The sequence below is a fragment of the Streptomyces sp. NPDC127129 genome (assembly GCF_042671585.1).
Lineage (GTDB): Bacteria > Actinomycetota > Actinomycetes > Streptomycetales > Streptomycetaceae > Streptomyces.
The window spans coordinates 82,227-107,171 of record NZ_JBHXTV010000020.1 but is presented as its reverse complement, the minus strand read 5'-3'; the positions used below and the strand labels follow the sequence as shown (position 1 = coordinate 107,171).

25 protein-coding genes are annotated in these 24,945 nt (G+C 71.4%); 10 read left to right on the top strand and 15 right to left on the bottom strand.

Going from position 1 to position 24,945, the window contains the following annotated elements; translation table 11 throughout:
* Window positions 1–2 precede the first annotated feature (2 nt).
* The gene (locus ACFVGW_RS31440) at window positions 3–1,208 is read right to left on the bottom strand and encodes a sensor histidine kinase (protein ID WP_385854327.1); all 1,206 of its coding nucleotides are present in this window, start codon (window positions 1,206–1,208) and stop codon (window positions 3–5) included.
* A 97-nt stretch (window positions 1,209–1,305) separates the two neighbouring features.
* On the opposite strand from ACFVGW_RS31440, the gene ACFVGW_RS31435 reads away from it, so the two are divergent.
* Together ACFVGW_RS31435 and ACFVGW_RS31430 are read left to right on the top strand one after the other, a co-directional pair.
* Window positions 1,306–2,301 (top strand): SAM-dependent methyltransferase, encoded by a 996-nt coding sequence (locus tag ACFVGW_RS31435; protein ID WP_385854326.1) that lies wholly within the window; start codon window positions 1,306–1,308, stop codon window positions 2,299–2,301.
* Window positions 2,302–2,391: 90 nt separating this feature from the next.
* Window positions 2,392–3,534 carry an NADH-quinone oxidoreductase subunit D gene (locus tag ACFVGW_RS31430; protein ID WP_385854325.1) on the top strand — a complete coding sequence of 381 codons (1,143 nt, stop codon included), beginning with the start codon at window positions 2,392–2,394 and terminating at the stop codon, window positions 3,532–3,534.
* Between the two features lie 8 nt (window positions 3,535–3,542).
* Here ACFVGW_RS31430 and ACFVGW_RS31425 read toward each other — a convergent pair whose 3' ends face one another.
* From ACFVGW_RS31425 to ACFVGW_RS31405, 5 genes are all read right to left on the bottom strand, one after another.
* Window positions 3,543–4,025 (bottom strand): GNAT family N-acetyltransferase, encoded by a 483-nt coding sequence (locus ACFVGW_RS31425; protein ID WP_385854324.1) that lies wholly within the window; start codon window positions 4,023–4,025, stop codon window positions 3,543–3,545.
* Window positions 4,022–5,023 carry a hypothetical protein gene (locus tag ACFVGW_RS31420; RefSeq protein WP_385854323.1) on the bottom strand — a complete coding sequence of 334 codons (1,002 nt, stop codon included), beginning with the start codon at window positions 5,021–5,023 and terminating at the stop codon, window positions 4,022–4,024. The genes ACFVGW_RS31425 and ACFVGW_RS31420 overlap by 4 nt, the downstream gene beginning before the upstream one ends.
* Before the next feature lie 120 nt (window positions 5,024–5,143).
* Window positions 5,144–6,121, bottom strand: a complete 978-nt coding sequence (locus ACFVGW_RS31415) for an ABC transporter substrate-binding protein (RefSeq protein ID WP_385854322.1) — start codon at window positions 6,119–6,121, stop codon at window positions 5,144–5,146.
* Window positions 6,122–6,180: 59 nt separating this feature from the next.
* On the bottom strand, window positions 6,181–6,840 hold the full coding sequence (locus ACFVGW_RS31410; protein ID WP_385854321.1) for an ABC transporter permease: 660 nt from the start codon (window positions 6,838–6,840) through the stop codon (window positions 6,181–6,183).
* A gap of 3 nt (window positions 6,841–6,843) precedes the next feature.
* A complete protein-coding gene (locus tag ACFVGW_RS31405) occupies window positions 6,844–7,530 on the bottom strand; it encodes an ABC transporter permease (RefSeq protein ID WP_383222253.1) in 687 nt (228 codons plus the stop codon).
* A 141-nt stretch (window positions 7,531–7,671) separates the two neighbouring features.
* On the opposite strand from ACFVGW_RS31405, the gene ACFVGW_RS31400 reads away from it, so the two are divergent.
* Complete coding sequence (locus ACFVGW_RS31400) at window positions 7,672–8,778, top strand: ABC transporter ATP-binding protein (protein ID WP_385854320.1); 1,107 nt, start codon at window positions 7,672–7,674, stop codon at window positions 8,776–8,778.
* Here ACFVGW_RS31400 and ACFVGW_RS31395 read toward each other — a convergent pair.
* The gene (locus tag ACFVGW_RS31395) at window positions 8,765–9,880 is read right to left on the bottom strand and encodes an alpha/beta hydrolase (protein ID WP_385854319.1); all 1,116 of its coding nucleotides are present in this window, start codon (window positions 9,878–9,880) and stop codon (window positions 8,765–8,767) included. The two genes, ACFVGW_RS31400 and ACFVGW_RS31395, sit on opposite strands and share 14 nt — an antisense overlap.
* 166 nt (window positions 9,881–10,046) lie before the next feature.
* Here ACFVGW_RS31395 and ACFVGW_RS31390 point away from each other — a divergent pair, with 166 nt between their 5' ends.
* The 6 genes from ACFVGW_RS31390 to ACFVGW_RS31365 all read left to right on the top strand — a co-directional run bounded on the left by ACFVGW_RS31390 (window position 10,047) and on the right by ACFVGW_RS31365 (window position 15,060).
* Window positions 10,047–11,888 (top strand): phosphatidylglycerol lysyltransferase domain-containing protein, encoded by a 1,842-nt coding sequence (locus tag ACFVGW_RS31390; RefSeq protein WP_385854318.1) that lies wholly within the window; start codon window positions 10,047–10,049, stop codon window positions 11,886–11,888.
* Between the two features lie 160 nt (window positions 11,889–12,048).
* The gene (folP, locus tag ACFVGW_RS31385; RefSeq protein ID WP_383289138.1) at window positions 12,049–12,909 is read left to right on the top strand and encodes a dihydropteroate synthase; all 861 of its coding nucleotides are present in this window, start codon (window positions 12,049–12,051) and stop codon (window positions 12,907–12,909) included.
* Window positions 12,906–13,364 carry a nuclear transport factor 2 family protein gene (locus tag ACFVGW_RS31380; protein WP_385854317.1) on the top strand — a complete coding sequence of 153 codons (459 nt, stop codon included), beginning with the start codon at window positions 12,906–12,908 and terminating at the stop codon, window positions 13,362–13,364. The genes folP and ACFVGW_RS31380 overlap by 4 nt, the downstream gene beginning before the upstream one ends.
* Before the next feature lie 202 nt (window positions 13,365–13,566).
* Complete coding sequence (gene folB, locus ACFVGW_RS31375; RefSeq protein ID WP_137988623.1) at window positions 13,567–13,926, top strand: dihydroneopterin aldolase; 360 nt, start codon at window positions 13,567–13,569, stop codon at window positions 13,924–13,926.
* Complete coding sequence (gene folK / locus ACFVGW_RS31370) at window positions 13,923–14,522, top strand: 2-amino-4-hydroxy-6-hydroxymethyldihydropteridine diphosphokinase (RefSeq protein ID WP_385854316.1); 600 nt, start codon at window positions 13,923–13,925, stop codon at window positions 14,520–14,522. The genes folB and folK overlap by 4 nt, the downstream gene beginning before the upstream one ends.
* A 49-nt stretch (window positions 14,523–14,571) precedes the next feature.
* Complete coding sequence (locus tag ACFVGW_RS31365) at window positions 14,572–15,060, top strand: DUF3180 domain-containing protein (RefSeq protein ID WP_352187761.1); 489 nt, start codon at window positions 14,572–14,574, stop codon at window positions 15,058–15,060.
* Window positions 15,061–15,286: 226 nt separating this feature from the next.
* Here the strand turns inward: ACFVGW_RS31365 and ACFVGW_RS31360 are convergent, their stop codons facing one another.
* From ACFVGW_RS31360 to dacB, 8 genes are all read right to left on the bottom strand, one after another.
* A complete protein-coding gene (locus ACFVGW_RS31360) occupies window positions 15,287–15,814 on the bottom strand; it encodes an SMI1/KNR4 family protein (RefSeq protein ID WP_383289144.1) in 528 nt (175 codons plus the stop codon).
* A 35-nt stretch (window positions 15,815–15,849) separates the two neighbouring features.
* The gene (locus tag ACFVGW_RS31355) at window positions 15,850–16,839 is read right to left on the bottom strand and encodes a hypothetical protein (RefSeq protein WP_383222264.1); all 990 of its coding nucleotides are present in this window, start codon (window positions 16,837–16,839) and stop codon (window positions 15,850–15,852) included.
* Window positions 16,840–16,908: 69 nt separating this feature from the next.
* A complete protein-coding gene (folE, locus tag ACFVGW_RS31350) occupies window positions 16,909–17,514 on the bottom strand; it encodes a GTP cyclohydrolase I FolE (RefSeq protein ID WP_385854315.1) in 606 nt (201 codons plus the stop codon).
* Between the two features lie 98 nt (window positions 17,515–17,612).
* Window positions 17,613–19,646 (bottom strand): ATP-dependent zinc metalloprotease FtsH, encoded by a 2,034-nt coding sequence (gene ftsH / locus ACFVGW_RS31345; protein WP_352187759.1) that lies wholly within the window; start codon window positions 19,644–19,646, stop codon window positions 17,613–17,615.
* 161 nt (window positions 19,647–19,807) lie between these two features.
* On the bottom strand, window positions 19,808–20,347 hold the full coding sequence (gene hpt / locus ACFVGW_RS31340) for a hypoxanthine phosphoribosyltransferase (protein WP_132917781.1): 540 nt from the start codon (window positions 20,345–20,347) through the stop codon (window positions 19,808–19,810).
* A gap of 41 nt (window positions 20,348–20,388) precedes the next feature.
* Entirely contained in the window at window positions 20,389–21,483 is a 1,095-nt protein-coding gene (gene tilS, locus ACFVGW_RS31335) for a tRNA lysidine(34) synthetase TilS (protein WP_385854314.1), read from the bottom strand.
* Between the two features lie 196 nt (window positions 21,484–21,679).
* Window positions 21,680–22,810 carry a zinc-dependent metalloprotease gene (locus tag ACFVGW_RS31330; RefSeq protein WP_385854313.1) on the bottom strand — a complete coding sequence of 377 codons (1,131 nt, stop codon included), beginning with the start codon at window positions 22,808–22,810 and terminating at the stop codon, window positions 21,680–21,682.
* A 49-nt stretch (window positions 22,811–22,859) separates the two neighbouring features.
* On the bottom strand, window positions 22,860–24,344 hold the full coding sequence (dacB, locus tag ACFVGW_RS31325) for a D-alanyl-D-alanine carboxypeptidase/D-alanyl-D-alanine-endopeptidase (protein ID WP_385854312.1): 1,485 nt from the start codon (window positions 24,342–24,344) through the stop codon (window positions 22,860–22,862).
* Between the two features lie 102 nt (window positions 24,345–24,446).
* Here dacB and ACFVGW_RS31320 point away from each other — a divergent pair, with 102 nt between their 5' ends.
* A complete protein-coding gene (locus ACFVGW_RS31320) occupies window positions 24,447–24,941 on the top strand; it encodes an inorganic diphosphatase (RefSeq protein WP_003968257.1) in 495 nt (164 codons plus the stop codon).
* The last annotated feature ends 4 nt before the right edge of the window (window positions 24,942–24,945 follow it).

The following is a 24,945-nucleotide window of genomic DNA, read 5'->3' as shown; positions in this document are numbered from 1 at the left end:
CGTCAGTGAGCGGGCTTCAGGGGGAGCAGGGCGCTGATGCGGAAGCCGCCCCCGGGGCGCGGTCCCGCGTCCAGGGTGCCGCCGACCATGCCGACCCGCTCCCGCATGCCGATCAGGCCGTGGCCGCGGCCGTCGGCGCCCCCGTCCTCGTACATCTCGTGGGTCGCGCCGCGCCCGTCGTCCTCGACGAGCAGCCCGAGACCGTCGTCGAAGTAGACCAGCCGGACGCTGGCCCCGGCGTCCGGGCCGCCGTGCTTGCGCGTGTTGGTGAGGGCCTCCTGCACGATCCGGTACGCCGTCAGCTCGACGCCGCTCGGCAGCGGGCGCGGCGTGCCCTCGATCCGGAAGTCGACGGTCAGGCCGGCGCCTCGCACCTGCTCGACCAGGTCCTCGATCTGCTCGACGTCCGGCTGGGGCACGTACTCCCCCGCCTCCTGGTGCTCGCCGGTGCGCAGGATGCCGAGCAGCCGGCGCATCTCGGCCAGCGCCTGACGGCCGGTCGAGGAGATCGTCTCCAGGGCCTGCTTGGCCGTCTCCGGGGAGGAGTCCAGGACGTAGGCGGCCCCGTCGGCCTGGACGACCATCACGGAGACGTTGTGGGCGACGACGTCGTGCAGCTCGCGGGCGATCCGGGCACGCTCGGCGGCGACGGCCACCTTGGCCTGCGCCTCGCGCTCCTTCTCCAGGCGGGAGGCGCGCTCCTCCAGTTGCGCGAAGTAGGCGCGGCGGGTGCGCAGCGAGTCGCCGAGGACCCAGGCGAGGGCGAACGGCACGGTCATGATCACCGTGAAGAAGACATGCGCGAGGGCCGAGCCCGGGCTGGTCTCGGAGGGCCATCTCAGGCTGGAGAGCGTGGCGGCGCCGAGACCGCCGGCGAGCGCGAGACGGGACGCCCAGCGCGGCCCGTCGTGCGCGGCGACGGTGTAGATGATCACCAGCATGGCGAAGTCGGCGAAGAACGGCTGCAGCCCGAGGGCGAGCTGGGCGAGGCCCAGCACGACGGTGAGGACGAGCATCTTCTCGGGCTCGCGGCGGCGCAGCGCGACGACGAGGCTGAACAGCGCGGCGACCAGTCCGTACGCGGCGGGGTGGCCGGTCCCCGGGGAGGCCGACACCACCCACAACAGGGAGAACCCGAAGAGGACGACGGCCCAGAAGGTGTCGACGCCCGTCGGGTGTCTGCGGAGGAAGTCGTAGAGGCGCTGCACGTAACCCAGCGTAGGGAAGGTGGATAGGTGCAGGGGTCAACCGTGGGGTCGATCCTTGACGCGAGGACCGTACTCCGCAAGGTGGAGACTGGCCTGTGTGACGGATGAGACGTGTCAGTGGCAGGGGTGGCGTGAGGCCACGGAGCGGGCGCTGTACGGCCCGGGCGGCTTCTTTCTGCGCCCCGAGGGTCCGGCCGGGCACTTCCGCACCTCGGTGCACGCCTCGCCGCTCTTCGCGGGGGCCGTCGCGCGGCTGCTGACCGAGGTGGCGCAGGAGCTGGGGACGGACGAGGTCGACTTCGTCGACATGGGCGCGGGCCGCGGTGAGCTGGTGGCGGGCGTCCTGGCCGCCGTACCGGCCGGCCTTTCGGTACGGGCGTACGGCGTCGAACGGGCGGACCGGCCGGCGGGGCTCGACCCGCGGGTGGAGTGGACGGACCGGGTGCCGGAAGAGGTCCGGGGTCTGCTGTTCGCGAACGAGTGGCTCGACAACGTGCCGGTGGACGTCGCCGGCGTCGACGAGGCGGGGGTCGTGCGGTACGTCGAGGTGCGGGCGTCGGACGGGGCGGAACGGCTGGGGCGACCCGTCGCGGGCCCGGACGCGGAGTGGCTGGAGCGATGGTGGCCTCTCGCGGAGCCCGGCGAGCGGGCGGAGATCGGGCGGCCGCGGGACGAGGCCTGGGCGGCGGCGGTCGGCTCGCTGGCGGCGGGCACGGCGGTGGCGGTGGACTACGGGCACGTACGGGAGTCCAGGCCGCCGTTCGGGACGCTGACCGGGTTCCGGGCGGGGCGGGAGGTGGCGGCGGTGCCGGACGGCTCGTGCGACGTCACGGCGCATGTGGCGATGGACGCGTGCGCCCGGGGTGGCGGAGAGGTGGTCACCCAGCGGGAGGCGCTGCGGCGGCTGGGGGTGAGCGGGGAGCGGCCACCGCTGGCGCTGGCGTCGAGCGACCCCCGTGCCTACGTACGGGCGCTCGGCGCGGCGGGCGAGGCTGCCGAGCTGACCGCGCGCGGGGGGCTCGGGGACTTCCTGTGGCTGACGCGGAGGGTGGCGGGGCCGAGCGGGCCGGGCCCCGGGGATGACCGGTCCTGACGGGGCGCCGCCACCGGGGGCCGCGCCCACCTGTTCCGCCCTGCGGAACAGGTGCCCACAACGGCTGTGACACGGGGGATACTGGCGTCCATGACGGAGACGACGGTCGGAATCGGCGGGGCGGCGGAGAGCACCGACATGGTGCTGAACATCGGGCCGCAGCACCCTTCGACCCATGGTGTGCTCCGGCTGCGGCTGGTCCTGGACGGTGAGGTCATCCAGCGGGCCGAGCCTGTCATCGGGTACATGCACCGCGGTGCCGAGAAGCTCTTCGAGGCGCGCGACTACCGCCAGATCGTCATGCTCGCCAACCGGCACGACTGGCTCTCCGCCTTCTCCAACGAGCTCGGTGTCGTCATGGCCGTCGAGCGCATGCTCGGCATGGAGGTCCCCGAGCGGGCCGTCTGGACGCGGACGCTGCTCGCCGAGCTGAACCGCGTCCTCAACCACCTGATGTTCCTCGGGTCGTACCCCCTCGAACTGGGCGGTATCACCCCGGTCTTCTACGCGTTCCGGGAGCGCGAGGAGCTCCAGGCCGTGATGGAGGAGGTCTCCGGCGGCCGGATGCACTACATGTTCAACCGGGTCGGCGGGCTCAAGGAGGACCTCCCCGCCGGGTGGCTCGGCCGGGCACGGGCGGCCGTCGCCGACGTGCGGTCGCGGATGGACGTGTACGACAAGCTGGTCGTCGGCAACGAGATCTTCCGGGGCCGTACGCGCGGCGTCGGCGTCCTGACCGCGGAGACGGCGCACGCGTACGGCGTCTCCGGGCCCATCGCCCGCGCCTCCGGCGTCGACTTCGACCTGCGCCGCGACGAGCCGTACCTGGCCTACGGGGAGCTCCAGGACACGCTCGAGGTCGTCACGCGCCAGGAGGGCGACTGCCTCGCGCGCTTCGAGTGCCTCCTCGACCAGACCCACAACTCCCTGGATCTCGCCGACGCCTGTCTCGACCGGCTCGGCGAGCTGCCCCCGGGGCCGATCAACCAGCGGCTGCCGAAGGTGCTCAAGGCCCCGGAGGGCCACACGTACGCCTGGACCGAGAACCCGCTCGGCATCAACGGCTACTACCTGGTCTCCAAGGGCGAGAAGACGCCGTACCGGCTCAAGCTGCGCTCGGCGTCGTTCAACAACATCCAGGCGCTGACCGAGCTGCTGCCGGGCACCCTCGTCGCCGACATGGTGGCGATCCTGGGCTCCCTCTTCTTCGTCGTCGGCGACATCGACAAGTAGCGTCGGCGTCAGTTCCGGCGCATGACCACGAAGTCCCGGGGGTCCTTCTCCGGGCGCCGGTGTTCCACCACGCGCCAGCCCCAGCGCTCGTAGCGGCCGCGCAGCTCGGGCACGTCGAGCGTCATCAGCAGCCGGGGCGCGGGGGCCTCTTCCGCGAGAAGGGTGTCGTGCAGCGCGCGGCCCAGGCCGTGGCCCTGGTGGGCGGGGGCGACGACGAGTTCGCCCAGTTCGAACGCCTCCGGCCCACCGGAGAGCACGGTGTCGCGCCAGCCCGCGGCGAACCCGGTCAGAGCGCCGTCCGGGTCGTACGAGGCGACGCAGCGGAAGCCGGGCTGTCCCGCGGAGACCCGGCCGAGCAGCCGGTCCACCGTCCGCAGGGCCCCGCGCGGGGGCTCGTGCCAGGGCGGGCCGCAGAACGCCTGCGCGCAAAGAGCGATCAACTCGTCCCGGGCCGCCGTGACCTCCGCGGCGGCGAGCGCCCTGATCGTCACGTGCCGACGGCGCCGCGCAGCTCCGCCACGTCGATCTGCTCGGTCTCGTCGTGCGCGGTCAGGTCGATGACCTTGCCGATCGCCCGCTGCTCGGGGGTGCGGCGCGCGACGGTCGCGAGGACCTCCTCGCCCACCACGTCCGCGAGGTCGGCGTCCTGGACGGCCTCGATGGCGGCCGCCTCCTTCTGCGTACCGAAGAAGTCGAAGCCTCCCTCGGGGCGCGCGGTGCGCCGGCCCGCGTAGGGGACGATGGCGCTCGCGACCGGGACGGCTCGGACCGCGGGCACGGCGGAGGGCACGGGAACGACGGCGGTCGACGGTCGAGCGTGCGGCTCGCTCCCGGCGGCCGCCGCGTGCTTCCCCTGCGGCTCCTCCGTCTCCCGGGAGCGCTCGGCCAGATCACGGCTGCGGGCGGCCTCCGCCGTCCGGCGGGCCTCCTGCGCGGCGGCGTTGCGGGCCAGGTCGCGCAGGGCGTCGGCGGCCTTGCGGTACAGGGCCGGGGTCGGCGTGGATCCGGCGGCCGTCAGCTCCTTGGCCGGGACGGTCGCCTCCAGGGCGAGCTGCCTGCGGCCTTCGAGGGCGCTGGCCCGCTCGGTCTCGGCGTTGGCGTACCGGCGCAGCAGCGCCGCGTGCTCGCCGCGCAGTCCGGCGAGCTCGACCCGCTTGGCGCGCAGCTTGGCGTCGAGCTTGGCCCGCAGCTCGCGGGACTCGTCGAGGTCGGCCTCGAGCTCGGCTATGCGCTCCTCGGTCTTCCACTGGTCCGCGGTGCGGGCCCGGGTCAGCTCGGCGACCTGGCGTCCGGCGCTCCGGTCCCAACTGCGCATGATGACGCCACCGGTGACGGCGGCCGCCGCCGCGGCGGCCACGAGCAGCCGAAGTGCCACGGGATCGGCGAGCAGCCAGGCGCCCGCGGCACAGACGGCCGACGCTCCGGCCACCGCGGAGGGCGGCAGGAGCTTGTGCAGGGGAGGTGAATGGCGGTGGCGTCCACGTGGCATGGCCTGAAATTTACCGTGCGTAGGCACTGTATGGGGTGTCGGCCCGGCAATCTCTTGGCCACTTCTCGTCGTCCTGACCGAGCCCCGGTCCCGGCCGGGCCGACTCCCCTTACCGGACCCTTACTTGCTGACCAGGCCCTTCGACTCCAGATAGGCCTTCGCCACGTCCTCGGGCTTCGCCCGCTCCGCATCCACCTTGCGGTTCAGTTCGGCGAGATCGGCCGTGGTGAGGACCTTTGTGATCTTGTCGAGAGCGGCCGCGATCTCGGGCGATCCGGCGTCCTTGGCATTGACCACCGGCAGCACATTGTCGGCGTTCTGCAGCTTCTTGTCGTCGTCGAGGAAGACCAGTCCGAAGCTCTCGATCGTGGCGTCCGTCGTGGTGGTCAGCACCAGCTGGTCCACGCCGTCCTTGACCGCCTGCTTGGACTGCGGGGTGCCGACGCCCTTGGGGTCGATCCCCGTCACGTCGATCCCGTAGGTCTTCTTCAGGCCCGGAGCGCAGAACGGCCGTATCTCGCATTCGTCGCCGGCCGCGATCTTCACCTTCAGCTTGGCGGCGCCGAGGTCCGAAAGCGTCTTCAGCTTGTTCTTCTCGGCGAATTCCTTCGACACCGCGAACGCGTTCTGGTCGACGGCCTCGCCGACCGCGAGGACCTTCAGTCCACGGGGCTCCGCGAGCTTCTTCAACGCCTCCACCGTCGCGGCCGCGTCACCGGAGGCGACCGGCTTCTCCTCGGGCGCCTTCGGGCCGTTCACCTTCGCGTTGAGGAATTCCGCGATCGTCGCCGCGTATTCCGGCACGACGTCGATCTCGCCCTTCTCCAGGGACGGTTCGTACAGCTCGCGGTTCTTCACCGTGGTGACCGTCGCGGAGTATCCGGCGTCGTTCAGCACCTGCGCGTAGAGCTCGGCGAGCACCTTGGACTCGGTGAACGCCGCCGCGCCCACGACGAGCGAGCCCTTCTTCGACCCGGACGCGCCGCCGCTGCCGCCCGCCTTGCCCTCCTCCAGGCTGTCGCCGCCGCACGCGACGAGCGAGACGGTCAGCGCCGCCGTACCCAGTACCGCACCCGCGATGCGCGAGGTCCTGCTCACGAGATCACTCCCAGTAGGTCTAGTCGTCGTTCCGTCGTCACAAGCGGTTCCGTCGGTTCTCAGGCGCGCCGTCCGAGGAGTCGGTCCGCCCCCACGAGCACCAGCTCCACGACGAGGGCGAGCAGGGCCACGAGCAGGGCGCCCGCGACGACCTGCGGGGTGTCGTACGTGTTGAACCCGGCGGTGATGATCCGGCCCAGGCCCCCCTGGCCGACCATCGCCGCGATGGTCGCCGTGGCCACCACCTGCACGGCGGCCGAGCGCAACCCTGTCATGATCAGCGGCCGGGCGAGCGGGAGTTCGACCTTCCGGAAGACCTGTCCGCCCGACATCCCCATCCCCCGCGCCGCCTCGACCACCGCCCGGTCGACCTCGCGCATGCCCACGTACGCGTTGGTGAGCAGCGGCGGCACGGCGAAGAGCACCAGCGCGATCACCGTGGGGACGTAGCCGGCGTTGCGCAGCGGCGACACCATGAAGAGGGCCAGGACCGCGAAGACCGGTATCGCCCGGCCCACGTTCGAGACGTTGACGGCGAGCGCGCCGCCCCGGCCGACATGGCCGAGGCCGAGCCCCAGCGGCAGCGCGACGGCGCAGGCCAGCAGCAGCGCGAGACCGCTGACGTACGCATGCTCACCCAGGCGGTGCCACACCCCGCCGTCGCCTGCCCAGTTGGCGCCCGTGCCCAGCCAGCTCCAGGCGTCCGCCATGATCCCCATGCTCTACTCGCCCCCCGGCGCCGTGCGTATGCGGGTCCACGGCGTGAGCAGCCGCTGCACGCCGAGGAGCAGCAGATCCGCGGCCACCGCCAGCAGGACGCACAGCACCGAGGCGGCGAGCACCTGCGCCTTGAAGAACGTCGGCAGCGCGTCCTCGATGAGGTTGCCCAGACCGCCCCGCCCCACGATCGAACCGACCGTCGTGAGCGCGATCGTGGAGACCGTCGCCATCCGTATTCCGGCCATCAACGCGGGCAGGGCGAGCGGCAGCTCGACCTCCCACAGCATCCGCGCCGAGCCGTACCCCATCCCGCGCGCGGCCTCCCGCGCCTCGGCGGGGACCGCGTCCAGACCGGCGACCGTGTTCCGTACGAGAATCGTCAGCGAATACAGCACGAGACCCGTCACGACCAGCGCCGCGGAGAGCCCGAAGAACGGCAGGAGCAGCGAGAACATCGCCAGCGACGGGATCGTGTAGAGCAGCGTCGTCAGTCCGAGCACCGGCCCGGCGAACCGGGGCCGCGCCCGCACGAGCAGCGCCAGCGGGAAGGCGACCGCGATGCCGATGAGCACCGACACGACCGTGATCCCCACGTGCTGGAGCAGCGCGTCGGTCAACTCCTGGCTGCGGGTGCGCAGATACTCGCCGCAGATCCAGTCGTTCGTCACCAGACAGTTCGCCGCGCTCATGTACCCTCCCCCGGTCACCAGCCGTGCCGAACACGTGTCTGGTCGACCCTAACCCCCGGCACGGACAATCGCCGAGGACCGCCACATGGCGGCAACACGCCCTTCACACGGACCCGTCGATCAGGCGTCAGAATGAGGAACATGATCCGGTTCGAGCATGTGACCAAGCGGTACGCGGACGGCACCACCGCCGTCGACGACCTCTCCTTCGAGGTCGCCGAGGGTGAACTGGTGACGCTCGTCGGCCCGTCCGGCTGCGGCAAGACCACCACGATGAAGATGGTGAACCGGCTCATCGAGCCGACCGAGGGCCGGATCCTCCTCGACGGCCAGGACATATCCGAGGTCGACCCGGTCCAGCTGCGCCGCCGGATCGGCTACGTCATCCAGCAGGTCGGCCTCTTCCCGCACCGCACGGTCCTCGACAACACCGCGACCGTCCCGCACCTCCTCGGCACCTCGCGCGCCCGGGCCCGCGCACGCGCCGCCGAACTCCTCGACCTGGTGGGCCTCGACCCGAAGGTCTACGGCGGCCGCTACCCCGAGCAGCTCTCCGGCGGCCAGCGCCAGCGCGTCGGCGTCGCCCGCGCGCTCGCCGCGGACCCGCCGGTGCTGCTCATGGACGAGCCGTTCGGCGCCGTGGACCCGGTGGTGCGCGAGCACCTCCAGAACGAGTTCCTCCGCCTCCAGTCCCAGGTCCGCAAGACGGTCCTGCTCGTCACCCACGACCTGGAGGAGGCCGTCCGGCTCGGGGACCGTATCGCCGTCTACGGACAGGGCACGATCGAGCAGTTCGACACCCCGGCGACCGTCCTCGGCGCCCCCGCGACCCCCTACGTGGCCGACTTCGTCGGCTCGGACCGCGGCCTGAAGCGGCTCTCGGTCACCGCGGTGGACGCCACCGCCCTGGAAGAGGTCCCGGTGGTCCGCGCGGGCGAGCAGCCGTCCCCCGGCGCCCCCTGGTCCGTCGTCCTCGACACCGACGGCCGCGTCACGGGCTGGGTGTCCGCGGACGACCCCGGCCGCACCCGGCCCGCCCCCGAGCCGGTCCCGCTCGGCGCCACCCTCCGGGAGGCGCTCGCCGCGCTCCTGCAGAACGACACCGGCTGGCTGCCCGTCACCGACCCCGCCGAAGGCGACCGGTACGCGGGCGTCCTCACCCCGGGCACCGTCCACCGGGCCCTGCGCGCAGCCTCCCCGGGCCCGGAGGGGTCCCCGGACTCCCCCAAGCAGCTCAGTTCGCGCTGAGCCGGCCGCTCATCCACACCAGGCCCGGCGGGATCTCCCGGTTCCAGGTGTTGAAGTTGTGGCCACCGCTCTCCAGCGTGATCGAGGAGACCCGCGCCGGGGCCTTCACCTTCCTGATGAAGTCGCGCGTCCCGCGCAGGTTCCCCTCCCCCTGCTTCGACGTCGTCACCAGGAACGACGACGACGCGCCCTGCGGCAGGTGGTCCAGGCTCCACAGCAGGTCCGCGCGCCTGCGCGCCTTGTCGTCACCGTGGAAGAGGTCGCCCGTCGTCACGTCCTCGGCCGCCTTGTAGTACGCCGAGAAACCCGCGCCCGCCGCGAACCGGTCCGGGTGGTGCAGCGCGATCTTCAACGCGCAGTAGCCGCCCGTCGAGTTCCCCATGAACCCCCAGTTCCGCGCCTTCGTCCCCACCCGGTACGTCTCCGAGACCGCCTTCGGCAGGTCCTCGGCGAAGAAGGTCTCGGTCTGCGGACCGCCCGGCACGTTCACGCACTCCGTGTCCCGCGGCGGTGCGACGGTCGGCCGCAGCATCACCAGGATCATCGGCCGCATCTTCTTCTCCTTGGCCTGCGTGAAGGCCGTCTTCGGGTACTTCAGCCCCTTGAGCAGGTTCTCCGCGGTACCCGGGTAGCCGGTCAGCACCACCGCGGCCGGGAACGTGCTCGACGCGTACTCCTTCTGGAAGTACTCCGGCGGCAGATACACGTACGCCGGCGAGTCGATGCCGGACTTCCGGCCGGTGACGACGACCTTCTGGATCTGGCCCCCGACCGAGGGCCGGGACCCGCCGGGCACGTCCGGCGCCTGCTTCCCGACGACCCTGATGTCCTTCGAGCCGGCCGAGTGGTCCACGACCACCCCCATGTCCTGCTCCTGCCCCAGCAGGTCCGCCCACGACCCGTAGAAGAGGAAGGAGTTGTTCGCGGCGAGCCCCACCGAGGCGAACAGCGCCAGCTGCGTGGCGAGCAGCAGCCCGATCCTGCCGAGCACGGCCCGCACCCCGCCCCGCGCGAGGCGCGGCCACAGCCAGACCGTGGCCGCGAACAGCACCACCGCGAGCACGACGGCCAGCGCCAGAACCTTGTTGCTGGTGAGACCCATGAGACGCCCGAGCCCTCTTCCTGAGAATTTCCTGTGGCCGAATGAACCCGCTCCCCCGCCCGGCCGTCCTAGAAAGCGCAAAACCTCCGGCAACGGCCCGCCCCTGACCACCGCGCGGCCGACGGAGAACGAATCTTTCGCGGAGCCACGGGAAGCACGGGAAGCGATGTCTGTCACGGTAGATGGGGACAAATCAGGATTGGTTCCGGTTCAGGTACGCCGGATTCTGCGCGGACCACGCCCCGAAAAGGTCCCCTCACTCGTCGGAACGGCCTGCACCCTCATCGGCCTGATCGACATCGCCGCGGGCGTCTTCCCGCGCTTCCGGGCCAGCCGGATGCACGCCCTCGCCGAAGTCCTGCCCGGCACCCTCGGGCCGCTCTCCGCGGCCCTCTCCCTCAGCGCCGGCGTGCTCCTCCTGCTCCTCGCCCACGGCCTCAAGCGCCACAAGCGCCGCGCCTGGCGCGCCGCCGTCGTCCTCCTGCCGCTCGGCGCCGTCGCCCAGTTCGTCTGGCGCCACTCCGTCATCGGCGTCCTGCTCTCCCTCGCGCTGCTCGCCCTGCTGCTGCGCCACCGGAACCAGTTCGCCGCCCTCCCCGACCCCCGCAGCCGCTGGAAGGCGCTCGCCAACTTCGTCCTCATGGGCGCCGGGTCGATCCTCCTCGGCCTCGTCATCGTCAGCGCCCACCCGCGCCGCGTCATCGGCAGCCCCAGCCTCACCGACCGCCTCGAACACGTCCTGTACGGACTCTTCGGCTTCGAAGGCCCCGTCGGCTACACCGGCGGCGCCGACTGGACCGTCGGCTACTCCCTCGGCGCCCTCGGCATGCTCACCGCCCTCACCACCATCTACTTCGCCTTCCGCCCCGAGCACCCCGCCGCCCGCCTCACCGAGGACGACGAGACCCGGCTCCGCGCCCTGCTCGACAAGCACGGCGGCCGCGACTCCCTCGGCCACTTCGCCCTCCGCCGCGACAAGGGCGTCGTCTTCTCCCCCAGCGGCAAGGCGGCCGTCTGCTACCGCGTCGTCTCCGGCGTCATGCTCGCCAGCGGCGACCCCATCGGCGACGTCGAAGCCTGGCCCGGCGCCATCGACCGCTTCATGGACGAGGCCCAGGCCCACTCCTGGACCCCCGCCGTCATGGGCTGCTCCGAGACCGGCGGCGAGGTCTGGACCCGCGAGACCGGCCTCGACGCCCTCGAACTCGGCGACGAGGCGGTGGTGGACGTCGCGGATTTCTCCCTCTCCGGGCGCGCCATGCGCAACGTGCGCCAGATGGTGAAGCGCATCGAACGCAACGGCTACACCACCAAGGTCCGCCGCGTCCGTGACCTCAGCGACGGCGAACTCGCCCGCGTCCGCCGCGCCGCCGCCGACTGGCGCGGCACCGACACCGAGCGCGGCTTCTCCATGGCGCTGGGCCGCATCGGCGACCCGGGCGACGGAGACGCCGTCATAGCGACCGCGCACAAGGCAGACGAGGACGGCGCGGCCTCCCCGTACGGCGACCTCAAGGCGATCATCCACTTCGTGCCCTGGGGTCCCGACGGCATGTCCCTCGAACTCATGCGCCGCGACCGCTCCGCCGACCCCGGCATGAACGAGCTGCTCATCGTCGCGGCCCTCCAGGACTCCCCCCGCCTCGGCATCGAGCACGTCTCCCTCAACTTCGCCATGTTCCGCGCCGCCCTCGCCCGCGGCGAGAAGATCGGCGCCGGACCCGTCCTCCGGCTCTGGCGCGGACTGCTCGTCTTCCTCTCCCGCTGGTTCCAGATCGAGTCCCTGTACAAGTTCAACGCCAAGTTCCGGCCCCGCTGGGAACCCCGCTTCGTCGTCTACCGCAAGAGCCGCGACCTGCCGCGCATCGGCTTCGCCGCCATGCAGGCCGAAGGCTTCGTCGACCTCCGGCTGCCCCGCCCCTTCGCCCGCCGCAGGGCCGCCGCGGAGCCCCGCCCCTGCACCCACATCGTCGCCCCCCAGACCGACCGGGAGGTCCGCGCCGCGTGACCCGGCGCGGCCCCTCCCCGGGGCCCCGCCCGGCCCGTCCCCGGGGCCCCCGCCGACGCCGCCCCGGGAGTCCCCGGCCGGCTCTCCCCAGGGGGCCCTGCCCGGCCATCCCGAGTGGTCCGCGGGGCCCGACCCGCGCCCCGGGCCCTACGCTGGGCATATGAGTACGTCGATCGGCCGGGGCACGGCCTTGGGCCTGCCGGAGTGGGACCGCTGCGCGGTCATGGGCGTCGTCAACGTGACACCTGACTCCTTCTCCGACGGCGGCCGCTGGTTCGACACCACGGCCGCCGTCAAGCACGGACTCCACCTCGTCGCCGAAGGCGCCGACCTCGTCGACGTCGGCGGCGAGTCCACCCGCCCCGGCGCCAGCCGCGTCGACGAGGAGGAAGAGCTCCGGCGGGTCGTCCCCGTCGTCCGCGGCCTCGCCTCCGAAGGCGTCACCGTCTCCGTCGACACCATGCGCGCCTCCGTCGCCCGGGCCGCCGTCGAAGCGGGCGCCGCACTCGTCAACGACGTCAGCGGCGGCCTCGCCGACCCCGGCATGGTCCCCGCCGTCGCCGCCGCCGAGGTCCCCTTCGTCGTCATGCACTGGCGCGGCTTCAGCCAGGACATGAACAGCCTCGCCGTCTACGACGACGTCGTCGGCGAAGTCCTCACCGAGCTCCGCCGGCGCATGGAGGCCGTCGTCGAAGGCGGCATCCCGCCCGAGCGGATCGTCATCGACCCCGGCCTCGGCTTCGCCAAGCTCGCCCCCCACGACCTCGCCCTCGTCGCCCACCTCCCCGAACTGCGCGCACTCGGCCGCCCCCTGCTCGTCGCCGCCTCGCGCAAGCGATTCCTCGGCCACGTCCTCACCCGCGAGGGCGCGGGCCCGCCGCCCGCCCGCGAACGCGACGCCGCCACCGCCGCCGTCTCCGCCCTCGCCGCCCACGAAGGCGCCTGGGCCGTCCGCGTCCACGAGGTCAGAGCCACCGCCGACGCCGTCCGAGTCGCCAGAGCCGTCGAAGGAGCCCGGTGACCCACCAGACCGACACCGCAGCGGTCGAGGCCGCCAACACCGCCTTCTACGAGGCCATGGAGCGCGGCGACTTCGAAGAGATCTCCACCCTCTGGCTCGACGACGGCGCCACCCCCATCAGCTGCGTCCACCCCGGCTGGCCCGTCCTCTCCGGACGCGGCGAGGTCCTCCGCTCGTACGCGCTGATCATGGCGAACACCGAGTACATCCAGTTCTTCCTCACCGACGTCAAGGTCTCCCTCGGCGGCGACGTGGCCGTCGTCACCTGCACCGAGAACATCCTCAGCGGCGGACCCGCCGAGGACGGCGCCGAACTCGGCCCCCTCGTCGGCCAGCTCGTCGTCGCCACCAATGTGTTCCGTCGCACATTCGAGGGGTGGAAGATCTGGTCCCACCACGGCTCTCCCGTCCTCACCGAAACCGACGACGAAGAGGACGAGGAACCCAGCGCCTGACGGGATCCGGGGACCGATCGGGTGACGCCGGGGATTGGAAACCGGCCCTCTGGGTAGGGGCCGCTCCCAGCCCCTATGGCCGCCGCCCCGAACCCCCGTGGGCACGTGCTGTCGGTGCTCGCAGGTAGATTCGATTACGGACACCCGGCCGTCCGCACCCGGCTGCGTGGCCACAAGAACTACGACAGCAGGAGTGATTCGCGTGGATCGTGTCGCGCTGCGCGGCCTCAAGGCCCGAGGACACCACGGCGTCTTCCCCAAGGAACGCGAGGAAGGCCAGACCTTCATCGTCGACCTCGTCCTCGGCCTGGACACCCGCCCCGCGGCCGCCGACGACGACCTGACGAAGACCGTCCACTACGGCGTCGTCGCGGAAGAGGTCGTCGACGTCGTCCAGGGCGAGCCCGTGGACCTGATCGAGACCCTCGCCGAGCGGATCGCCGAGCAGTGCCTCAAGCACGCGGGCGTACAGGAGGTCGAGGTCGTCGTCCACAAGCCGGACGCGCCGATCACGGTCCCCTTCGACGACGTGACCATCACCATCACCCGGAGCCGAGTATGAAAGCCACGCACAGCGATCCCACCGTGCAGCCCGTACCGGCCTCCGTCGTCGAGGCGGTCGACGCCGCCGACGTGACCCTCTCCAACCCCAAGTGGGCCGTCATCGCCCTCGGCGCCAACCTCGGCAACCGCCTGGAGACCCTCCAGGGCGCCGTCGACGCCCTCGAAGACACCCCCGGCCTCCGGGTCAAGGCCGTCTCCCCCGTCTACGAGACGGAGCCCTGGGGCGTCGAGCCCGGCACCCAGCCCTCGTACCTCAACGCGGTCGCCCTCGTGAAGACCACCCTGCCGCCCAGCTCCCTCCTGGAGCGGGCGCACGCCGTCGAAGAGGCCTTCCACCGGGTCCGCGAGGAGCGCTGGGGCGCCCGCACCATCGACGTCGACATCGTCGCGTACGCCGACGTGGTCTCCGACGACCCCGTCCTCACGCTCCCCCACCCCCGCGCCCACCAGCGCGCCTTCGTCCTCGCCCCCTGGCACGACGTCGACCCCGACGCCCAGCTGCCCGGACGCGGCACGGTCGCCGAGCTGCTCGCCCTGGTCGGCCGGACCGGCATCGTGCCGCGCGCCGACCTGGAACTCCGTCTGCCCGAGTAGTCGTTAGGCTCGTGGAAGACCGACCGCGAGACGACACGAAGGACACCCGGTGAAACAACTGCGGCTCAAGGTTCTCGCCGGACTGTTCATCGTCGCCGGAATCCTGTCCTGGGGCGCCGCGCGCCTCTGGGACGCGGTCGGCACCCTGCCGAGCGTGCCGCTCGCGGCGCCCATCGTCCTCGCGTCGATCGCGGTCGTCCTCACGGCGACGGCCCTCTCGATCCGGTCCCGCCTCAAGGCCCAGCGCGAGCGCCGCCCCGGCGCCAAGGGCGTCGAACCGCTCATGGCCGCCCGCGCCGTGGTCTTCGGCCAGGCGAGCGCCCTGGTCGCCGCCCTGGTCGCCGGCATGTACGGCGGCACGGGCGTCTTCCTCCTCGGCTCCCTGGACATCCCGGCCCGCCGCGACCAGGCGATCTACGCCGGCTTCTCGGTCCTCGCCGGCATCGGCGTGATCGCGGCGGCCCTCTTCCTGGAACGGGTCTGCAAACTCCCGGAAGACGACGACCACAACGGCAAGGGCACGGCCCCGGTGGCGTAGACGGCCTGTTCGCCTCGCCGGAGGTCGGAACCCACATCGGCGGCCCTCGGCCGCGCGCCGAACTCGAAAGCGCCATGCCCGAGGTACCCGGCGGGCGCCCCCACCTCTTCGTGATCGAGGTCGCCGGGGGACGATGGCCGGCATGATCACCCTCGAGGAGTACGGCACCGAGCAGTGGATCGGCGTGTGGTCGCCGGTCCCGCGACCGGGCCGGTGAGCCGGACCGCTACCGGCAGAGCGCGTCGATGTCGTCCGAGAAGGTCACAAACTCGGCCTGCGCCTCCGTGATGATCTCCCGGGCGGGTCGGCGGCGAGTCGTGGCATGGCGCTCGGCCGTCGCGGTCAGGGCCGCGTTCGGGCACGCCTCGCGGTGGTCGTGAAGCGCGGCCTCCATGGGCCCGAAGCCGTCGGCCAGCACCCAGAGGAAGTCCGAGAGGTTCCCCGCGACCACACCCCGCTCGCCCTCGGAGCCCATGAACACCACGGGTTGCTCGGCGAGTGGCCGCCCCGCCCGCACCCACCAGATCGCGGCGAGCCCTCCGGTGCCGTCCTGCCCGAAGACCCGGTAGGCACCGCCGTCCAGCTCGTGGTTGCCGGTCCAATGCCGCAGCCAGTCGGTGGTCTCCTCGGCGGAGTCGAAGGCGTCGTACGGCTCGAAGTCGACGCCCTCGCCCTCGTCGTAGTCGAACTCCACACGGGCCACCTCGGCCAGAGCACTCGGAAGACGCCGGTCGTCACCACTGATCTCGCTCATGCCCGCAGGCTATTCGGCCCCACTGACAATGCGGCCTACCAGGGTTCCCGCACGAGATGGCCGTTCACCAGGAACGTGGGGTGGGGTTCGAGCCGGTAGCTGTAGAGCGTGAAGGGTTTGACGGGCATCGGCCTTCGACGGACATCCAGGACTTCGGCCCAATGGGACTCCCTGGGCTCCAGCGGATGCCGCTCGGGCCGAAACGTGCCCCGGGTAGCCCAGCTGTCGGCAACCACCAAGTGGGACGCTAGCCCGTTGTTCCGGGCCGTGAATCGAGCGCCGATCACGCGTGCCAACTCGGCGAGGAACGGAGTATTCGCGCTGACGATCACACGCGACCGGCCATCCTTGAGCCGACATCCGTCGCCGTCGATGTATCCGTCGAGGAACCCGTCGAAGACCTCTCGATCTCGGAGCACCACGCGGGGAAACCGCTGGCGCATGTGATGGGCATCGCCCCCCACGTACTGACGCAGGGCATCGGCGAGATACGAGGAGACAACCCTGACGCGGAAACCTGGCGCATCCCTCTTCAGGTAGCCGGATGGGCGCGTGATGGGCTCCAGCCGCGCCGGTAACCCTGTAGCAGCCGTCAGACAGGCTGCGTAGCGGGCGGCGAAGCCCTCATCATTCACGACGAGCGAAACATAGTTCCTGCCGACGGAGCCGTCCGAACAGGTTGCGCCGACGAAGTAGCCGAACTCGTAACCTGGCCGAACGGTCAACCGACCACGACACAGCTTCCGGGCGGGCGTCCACGCCACGACGGTCCCGACAGCATCCGCCGCATGCGTCCACCCGTCCGGTGTGCCCAGTAATTGCGCGGGTGCCGCCAGGAACACCGCATGCTCCGTCACGACCTCGACGACCTCACGGTCCTTGACCGCCGTGACGCCGGTGACCATCGTCTGCGCCGTCCGCCCACCATCGACCGTCCACAGGCAGTCGCCCACGCGGACGTTCACGGCCCGTTCACGGCCGCCCACAACGTTCACCGTCTGACGGCTGGGAAACCCCTGCCCCATCGCGATCCCCCTTGATCAGCGATCATCTCCACTGATTGGGGACAGTATCGGGCAGTACCGACAATGGACCTATCGCGCCATGATCAGGCTCATGGCTTCGTTGCGCGTTGCGGGGTCCCGCAGCTGGCCGCGTACGGCCGAGGTGATGGTCTTGGCGCCCGGCTTGCGGATGCCGCGCATCGACATGCACATGTGCTCGCACTCGATCACCACGATCACCCCACGGGGCTCCAGGATCTCCATCAGCGAGTCGGCCACCTGCGTGGTCAGCCGCTCCTGGACCTGCGGGCGGCGGGCGTAGACGTCTACCAGCCGGGCCAGCTTGGACAGGCCGGTGATCTTGCCGGTGGTCGAGGGGATGTAGCCGACGTGGGCCACGCCCCTGAACGGGACCAGGTGATGTTCACAGCAGCTCGTCACTTCGATGTCCTTCACCAGGACCATCTCGTCGTGGCCCAGGTCGAACGTCGTCGTAAGGACATCCTCAGGGCGTTGCCACAAGCCCCCGAATATCTCCTTGTACGCCCGCGCCACGCGCGCCGGCGTCTCGCGCAGGCCCTCGCGGTCCGGGTCCTCGCCGACCGCGATGAGGAGCTCTCGTACGGCGTTCTCGGCGCGCTTCTCGTCGAACTCGCCGATCGTGCCCTCGCCGTCCAGTGTCACCGGGTCGGTCATCTGTGCCTCGTTCCGTCTGACTGTCGTGCGCGGAAATGAGCCGCGCCCCCACAGGCTAAAACCTGTGGGGGCGCGGCTTCCATTCCGGGGGGCCGGGGTCAGGACTCCGGGGTGTCCTCCGGGGCGACCTCGATCGCCTTGGTGGTCTCCACCGTCGCCGTCGTCGCCGACGAGCCGTTCGCGCCGTTCGTCAGTGCCAGCTCCTTGGGGGAGAGCACCGGCGGACGGGTCGAGGGCGTGCGGCGGGACGAGCCGGTCCAGGCCGGGCGGGCCGGGCGCTTGACGATCGGGGCGAAGATCTCGGCGATCTCCTCCTTGCCCAGCGTCTCCTTCTCCAGGAGCTGCAGGACCAGGTTGTCGAGAACGTCGCGGTTCTCGACGAGGATCTCCCACGCCTCGTTGTGCGCGGTCTCGATGAGCTTCTTGACCTCTTCGTCGACCAGCGCGGCGACCTCTTCCGAGTAGTCGCGCTGGTGCGCCATCTCACGGCCCAGGAACGGTTCGGTGTTGTCGCCACCGAACTTGATCGCGCCGAGCCGCTCGGTCATGCCGTACTGCGTGACCATCGCGCGAGCGGTGGCCGTGGCCTTCTCGATGTCGTTCGCCGCGCCCGTGGTCGGGTCGTGGAAGACGAGCTCCTCGGCCGCGCGCCCGCCCAGCATGTAGGCCAGCTGGTCGAGCATCTCGTTGCGGGTGGTCGAGTACTTGTCCTCGTCCGGGAGCACCATCGTGTAGCCGAGGGCCCGGCCGCGGGACAGGATCGTGATCTTGTGCACCGGGTCGGAGTTCGGCGAGGCCGCCGCGACCAGGGCGTGGCCGCCCTCGTGGTACGCGGTGATCTTCTTCTCCTTGTCCGACATGATCCGGGTCCGCTTCTGCGGGCCCGCGACCACGCGGTCGATCGCCTCGTCCAGGGAGTGGTTGTCGATCAGCTTCTTGTCCGAGCGGGCGGTGAGGAGCGCCGCCTCGTTGAGGACGTTGGAGAGATCGGCACCCGTGAAGCCCGGCGTGCGACGGGCGACCGCGCCCAGATCGACGTCCGGGGCGACCGGCTTGCCCTTCTGGTGGACCTTGAGGATCTCCAGACGGCCCTGCATGTCCGGGCGGTCGACCGCGATCTGGCGGTCGAAGCGGCCGGGGCGGAGCAGAGCCGGGTCGAGGATGTCCGGGCGGTTCGTGGCGGCGATCAGGATGACGCCGCCCTTCACGTCGAAGCCGTCCATCTCGACGAGGAGCTGGTTGAGGGTCTGCTCGCGCTCGTCGTGGCCGCCGCCGAGGCCGGCACCGCGGTGGCGTCCGACGGCGTCGATCTCGTCGACGAAGACGATCGCCGGGGCGTTCGCCTTGGCCTGCTCGAAGAGGTCACGGACCCGGGAGGCACCGACACCGACGAACATCTCGACGAAGTCGGAACCGGAGATCGAGTAGAACGGCACGCCGGCCTCGCCCGCGACGGCGCGCGCGAGGAGGGTCTTGCCGGTTCCGGGCGGGCCGTAGAGCAGCACACCCTTGGGGATCTTGGCGCCGACGGCCTGGAACTTCGCCGGCTCCTGGAGGAACTCCTTGATCTCGTGGAGTTCCTCGACGGCCTCGTCCGAGCCCGCCACGTCGGCGAACGTCGTCTTCGGGGTGTCCTTGGTGATGAGCTTGGCCTTGGACTTCCCGAAGTTCATGACTCGGGAGCCGCCGCCCTGCATCTGATTCATCAGGAACAGGAAGACGACCACGATGAGGACGAAGGGGAGCAGCGAGAGCAGCACCGACAGGAACGGGCTCTGGCGCTCGGGAGAGACGGTGTAGCCCTTGTCGAGGTCGCCGGAGGCGGACTGCTCCTGGAGCGTGGTGGTCAGGTTGGCGCCCTGGTCACCGATGTAGCTGGCCTGGATCTTGGTGCTGCCGCCGTACTTGTCCTTGTCGGCGCCCTTCTTGAGCTCGACCTTGATGACCTGCTCGTCGCCGGTCGTCAGCTTGACCTGGTCGGCCTGCTTGTCATTGATCGCCTGGACGACCCTGCTGGTGTCCACCGTCTTGTAGCCCTCGGACGAGCCGACGACCTGCATCAGCACGACCACGGCGAGGACGGCCAGCACGATCCACATGACCGGCCCACGGAAGTATCGCTTCACGTCCATCCATACGGAGCGAGAACGCCCCGTCCCTCCTGCCCGTAGGTAAATGCTGCTGTGAGAGCTGCTATGAGAAAAAGCTGTTCTTCGGACGGTACCTCAGGCTGGTGGCCCGTGGCCGCCTTCCCTTGCTCCAACGGCGGGAGGGCGGTACGGGTTCCCGTGCCTCAGCCGCCGTAGACGTGCGGTGCGAGAGTGCCGACGAAGGGGAGGTTGCGGTACTTCTCGGCGTAGTCGAGGCCGTAGCCGACGACGAACTCGTTGGGGATGTCGAAGCCGATCCACTTCACGTCGATCGCGACCTTGGCGGCGTCCGGCTTGCGCAGCAGCGTGCAGACCTCGAGGGAGGCGGGCTCGCGCGAGCCGAGGTTGGACAGCAGCCAGGACAGCGTCAGGCCGGAGTCGATGATGTCCTCGACGATCAGGACGTGCTTGCCCTTGATGTCGGTGTCGAGGTCCTTGAGGATGCGGACGACGCCCGAGGACTGGGTGCCGGCGCCGTAGGAGGAGACGGCCATCCAGTCCATGGTGACGGGGGTGGACAGCGCGCGCGCCAGGTCCGCCATCACCATCACGGCGCCCTTGAGGACTCCGACGATGAGCAGGTCCTTGCCCGCGTACTCCGCGTCGATCTTCGCGGCCAGCTCGGCCAGCTTCGCGTCGATCTCTTCCTTGGTGATGAGCACCGACTTGAGGTCGGTGCCCATGTCCTTCTCGTTCACCCGGGTCACTTTCGTTGCAGCTTGCGTCAGCCTTGCCGAATGACCAGTCTGCCACCCTGGCGCCGTGCCTCGACGCGGCCGGGCAGATTGATGGCGCCCTGGCCGCGCCAGCCGGTGATCAGCCGGTCGACTTCTTCGATGTGGCGGGCGAAGAGGGAGCCGGCGGGAGCGCCCTCGGCGATCATGGCGCGGCGCAGGATGCGGCGGCGTACGGCGGGCGGGAGGCCGAAGAGTTTGGCGCATTCGAGTCGGCCGGCTTCGTCGCGTACGGCGGATTCGGCGTCGGCGGCCCAGGAGTCGAGGGCGTCGGCGTCGTCGCGGGAGAGCTGGGCCGTTCGGGCGAGGGCTTCGACGACGCCCTTGCCGAGGGCCTTCTCGAGGGCGGGGAGGCCCTCGTGGCGGAGGCGCGAGCGGGTGTAGGCGGGGTCCGCGTTGTGGGGGTCGTCCCAGACGGCGAGCTCCTGGGCGACGCAGGCCTTGCGGACGGTCTGCCGGTCGAGCTCGAGGAAGGGGCGGCGGTAGCGGCCGGCGGCGCCGGAGACGGCGGCCATGCCGGACAGGGAGCGGATGCCGGAGCCGCGGGCGAGTCCGAGCAGGACGGTTTCGGCCTGGTCGTCCCGGGTGTGGCCGAGGAGGACGGCGGTGGCGCCGTGGCGTTCGGCGGCGGCGTCGAGTGCGGCGTACCGGGCGTCGCGGGCGGCGGCTTCGGGGCCGCCTTCGCGGCCGACGGTGACGGTGACGGCTTCGACCGGGCCGAGGCCGAGTGCGGACATGCGTCCGGCGACCTCGGCGGCTCGTTGGGTGGAGCCGTCCTGGAGGCCGTGGTCGACCGTGATGCCGCCGGCCCGGACGGCGAGCTTGCGGGCCTCGAAGGCGAGTGCGGAGGCGAGCGCCATGGAGTCGGCGCCGCCGGAGCAGGCCACGAGGACGAGGGGCTGTCGGTCGGGTGCGGGGACGGTGCTGTGTTCCGTGCTCGGTTCGGTGCCGTGCTCGGTGCTGTGTTCGGCGCTGTGTTCAGTGCCGTGCTCGGTGCTGTGTTCGGCGCTGTGTTCAGTGATGACGTCGTGGAGTACGCGGCGGACCGCCAGGCGTATCGCCGCGACCGCAGGATGGGGACCCATGTCCGGTGCCCTTCGTGGAGGAGTGGGGTGCCTCGGTCGGAGTCTTAACGGTCGGAAGAGGGGGTTCGGTCACTCAGAGTGCGTCGATGGTGACAGAACCTGGCCGTTACCCGAGCATTGCACGCCCCACCCCTGGTCTACGGTCCCTCGGATGGGTGATTGGCGGTGTGTTCTTCCGTCGTACGTCGCTCCCGTCTCACGAGTCTGCCTTACGGTGCACCCTCGCGATCCAGTCGGCGGGTGCGGCGATCTCGGCCTTGGTGGGGAGCGTGTTGGGGGAGGTCCAGACGCGGTTGAAGCCGTCCATGCCGACCTCGTCGACCACGGCCCGTACGAAGCGTTCCCCGTCGCGGTACTGGCGCAGTTTCGCGTCCAGGCCGAGGAGCTTGCGCAGGGCGAGGTCGAGGCGGGAGGCGCCGCGGGCGCGGCGCTGCTGGAACTTCTCGCGGATGTCGGCGACCGAGGGGACGACCTCGGGGCCGACGCCGTCCATGACGTAGTCGGCGTGTCCTTCGAGGAGGGACATGACGGCGGTGAGGCGGCCGAGGATCTCGCGCTGTTCGGGGGTCTGGACGAGTTCGACGAGGGAGGGGCTCGGTTCGCCCTCCTCCCCCTCGGGGCGGCTGCCGGCGAGGGCCTGGGCGGCTTCGCGCAGTCGTTCGACGACGGTGGAGGGGTCGACCTCGGTGGCGCCGAGGAACGACTGGATCTCGCCCTGCAGATGGTCACGGAGCCAGGGAACGGCGGTGAACTGGGTGCGGTGGGTCTCTTCGTGGAGGCAGACCCAGAGGCGGAAGTCGTGGGGGTCGACGGCGAGTTCGCGTTCGACGTGGACGATGTTGGGGGCGACGAGCAGGAGGCGGCCGCCGCCGTTCTCGCCCGCGGGCAGTGCGCGGGTGGCGGGGGCGAAGGTCTCGTACTGGCCGAGGATGCGGGAGGCGAGGAACGACAGCAGCATGCCGAGTTCGACGCCGGTGACCTTGCCGCCGACGGCGCCGAGCACGGTGCCACCGGGGGTGTTGGTGCGCCGCTCCTGCATCTTGTCGAGGAGCGGGGAGAGCAGTTCGCGGAAGCCGGCGACGTTGGCCTTGATCCAGCCGGCGCGGTCCACGACGAGGACGGGGGTGTCCTGTGGTTCGTGGCCGTCGGGGATCATCCGGGTGAAGGCCCTGACGTGTTCTTCGGCCGCCTTGGCGTGCCTGCGGAGTTCCGCGACGACGTCGCGGGCCTCTTCCCGGCTCACCTCGGGTCCCGGTTTCACCAGTCGGGTCGCGGTCGCGACCGCGAGGTTCCAGTCGACCATCTCGACACCACCGATGCTCGTCATGCGTCAACCGTACGTTCTCGACGCCCGTTCGGTGAGTGTTCGTTCGCCATCAGCCCTGGGGGGCGAGGGCGGCGGAGAGCCGGTCGAGGGCGGGTTGGGCGGTGTACGGGGAGGGGGTGCGGCCGGCGAGGAAGGCGAAGGCGAGGAGCCGGCCGTCGGCGGTGACGACGGTTCCGGCGAGGGTGTTGACGCCCGTGAGGGTGCCGGTCTTGGCGCGTACGAGTCCGGCGCCGGTGGTGGCGGGTCCGGTGTCGAAGCGGCCCTGGAGGGTGCCGCTGAAGCCGCCGACGGGCAGGCCGGTCAGGACGGGGCGCAGGGCGGGGCGGTCGGGGTCGGCCGCTCGGGTGAGGAGGCCGGTGAGCAGGGCGGCGGAGAGCCGGTTGTCGCGCGAGAGGCCGCTGCCGTCGGCGAAGCGGGTGCCGGCGGTGGGCAGGCCGAGGGTGGTGAGTTCGGCGCGGACGGCCTTGCCGGCGCCGGTGAAGCTCGCCGGCTGCTTGCGGGCGAGGGCGGTCTGGCGGGCGAGGGCCTCGGCGAGGTCGTTGTCGCTGTGGGTGAGGGTGCGCTCGACGAGGTCGGAGAGCGGTGCGGACTCGGTACGGGCGAGCGCGGCGGCCTTGGCGCCCCGGGCGGGCTCGGTGCCCTGGCCCGGGCCCGGCTCGGCGCCCTGGCCCGGCTCGGCGCCCTGGGCGGGCTTGGGGGCGGTGCCGGGGGCGGGGGTGCCCCGGACCTTCGCGCCGGCCTCGGTGAGGAGCTTGGCGAAGGCGGTGGCGGTGTCGCGGGCCGGGTCGGCGGCGCGGGGCGCGGGGCCGCTGCGCGAGCCGTCGAGGCGCCCCTCGTCGAGCATGAGGGCGCTGACGGGGGCGATGTTCTCGTTGGGGCCGATGGGGTGGCGGGCGGGTCCGCGGTAGAGGCTCGCGTCGTAGGTGATCCGTACGCCGGTGGTGCCCCGGTCCTTGAGGGCACGGGCGGTGGCGGTGGCGAGGGCCTTGAGACGGGCGCGGTCGAGCGTGGGGTCGCCGCCGCCGACGAGGGTGACGGTGCGGCCGTCGGCGGAGGCGACGACAGTGGTGGGGATGCGGTGGTCGGGGCCGAGGGCGGAGAGGGCGGCGACCGAGGTGGCGATCTTGATGGTGGAGGCGGGGGTCATCGGGGTCGTGGCGCCCTCCCCGTACAGCTGTCTGCCGGTGGTGGCGTCGACGACCGACGCGGTGCGCAGGGGGCCGAGGCCGGGGTCGGCGAGGAGCGGTACGAGGACGGCGGCGAGGTCGTCCCGCAGGCCGGCCGGGGGCGCGTCGAGCGCGCGGAGTACTCCCGCTGCGCTGGGGGCCGGGGCGGGCTTGCGCGGCGGGCCGGCCGGGGGCCGCTTCTCCGCGTGATGTGCGCCACCTGTCGGGGTCGCGGCGGCCGCCCGGGCGCGCTCGGCCTTACGCTGACCGTTGTCCCACGGTCCGGCGGCGGTCACCGCTCCGGCGGCCAGGGCCAGACCGAGTACGGCAGAGCACGCCGTGAGCTGCCAGGTCCTCGGCTCCGGCATTGCTGACCAGCCCCTTTCGCGATCACACACAGGCGTGAGGGACACTTAATCACTGCGCGTTGCCGCAGGCATTCACATGTGTTGATTCAGGAGGAGCCACCCGTGGAGTTCGACGTCACCATCGAGATCCCGAAGGGGTCGCGGAACAAGTACGAGGTCGACCACGAGACGGGTCGCATCCGCCTGGACCGTCGCCTCTTCACCTCGACCAGCTACCCGGCCGACTACGGCTTCGTCGAGAACACCCTCGGCGAGGACGGCGACCCGCTGGACGCGCTCGTCATCCTGGACGAGCCGACGTTCCCCGGCTGCCTGATCAAGTGCCGCGCCATCGGCATGTTCCGCATGACGGACGAGGCCGGCGGCGACGACAAGCTGCTCTGCGTCCCCGCGTCGGACCCGCGCGTCGAGCACCTGCGCGACATCCACCACGTGTCGGAGTTCGACCGCCTGGAGATCCAGCACTTCTTCGAGGTCTACAAGGACCTGGAGCCGGGCAAGTCGGTCGAGGGCGCCGACTGGGTCGGCCGCGCCGAGGCCGAGGCCGAGATCGAGGCCTCCTACAAGCGCCTGGAGGCGCAGGGCGGCGCCCACTGAGTGG

Excerpts from the sequence above, each read along its gene's own strand:
- ACFVGW_RS31400 (WP_385854320.1), top strand. The coding sequence starts at position 7,672 with ATGATCCGGTTCGAGCATGTGACCAAGCGGTACGCGGACGGCACCACC.
- ACFVGW_RS31355 (WP_383222264.1), bottom strand. The coding sequence starts at position 16,839 with ATGGGGCAGGGGTTTCCCAGCCGTCAGACGGTGAACGTTGTGGGCGGC.
- hpt (WP_132917781.1), bottom strand. The coding sequence starts at position 20,347 with ATGGGCACCGACCTCAAGTCGGTGCTCATCACCAAGGAAGAGATCGAC.
- ACFVGW_RS31395 (WP_385854319.1), bottom strand. The coding sequence starts at position 9,880 with ATGGGTCTCACCAGCAACAAGGTTCTGGCGCTGGCCGTCGTGCTCGCG.
- folE (WP_385854315.1), bottom strand. The coding sequence starts at position 17,514 with ATGACCGACCCGGTGACACTGGACGGCGAGGGCACGATCGGCGAGTTC.
- ACFVGW_RS31420 (WP_385854323.1), bottom strand. The coding sequence starts at position 5,023 with ATGCCACGTGGACGCCACCGCCATTCACCTCCCCTGCACAAGCTCCTG.
- ACFVGW_RS31330 (WP_385854313.1), bottom strand. The coding sequence starts at position 22,810 with ATGACGAGCATCGGTGGTGTCGAGATGGTCGACTGGAACCTCGCGGTC.
- dacB (WP_385854312.1), bottom strand. The coding sequence starts at position 24,344 with ATGCCGGAGCCGAGGACCTGGCAGCTCACGGCGTGCTCTGCCGTACTC.
- folP (WP_383289138.1), top strand. The coding sequence starts at position 12,049 with ATGAGTACGTCGATCGGCCGGGGCACGGCCTTGGGCCTGCCGGAGTGG.
- ACFVGW_RS31410 (WP_385854321.1), bottom strand. The coding sequence starts at position 6,840 with ATGGGGATCATGGCGGACGCCTGGAGCTGGCTGGGCACGGGCGCCAAC.
- ACFVGW_RS31405 (WP_383222253.1), bottom strand. The coding sequence starts at position 7,530 with ATGAGCGCGGCGAACTGTCTGGTGACGAACGACTGGATCTGCGGCGAG.
- ftsH (WP_352187759.1), bottom strand. The coding sequence starts at position 19,646 with ATGGACGTGAAGCGATACTTCCGTGGGCCGGTCATGTGGATCGTGCTG.
- tilS (WP_385854314.1), bottom strand. The coding sequence starts at position 21,483 with ATGGGTCCCCATCCTGCGGTCGCGGCGATACGCCTGGCGGTCCGCCGC.
- ACFVGW_RS31360 (WP_383289144.1), bottom strand. The coding sequence starts at position 15,814 with ATGAGCGAGATCAGTGGTGACGACCGGCGTCTTCCGAGTGCTCTGGCC.
- ACFVGW_RS31430 (WP_385854325.1), top strand. The coding sequence starts at position 2,392 with ATGACGGAGACGACGGTCGGAATCGGCGGGGCGGCGGAGAGCACCGAC.
- ACFVGW_RS31390 (WP_385854318.1), top strand. The coding sequence starts at position 10,047 with ATGTCTGTCACGGTAGATGGGGACAAATCAGGATTGGTTCCGGTTCAG.
- folK (WP_385854316.1), top strand. The coding sequence starts at position 13,923 with ATGAAAGCCACGCACAGCGATCCCACCGTGCAGCCCGTACCGGCCTCC.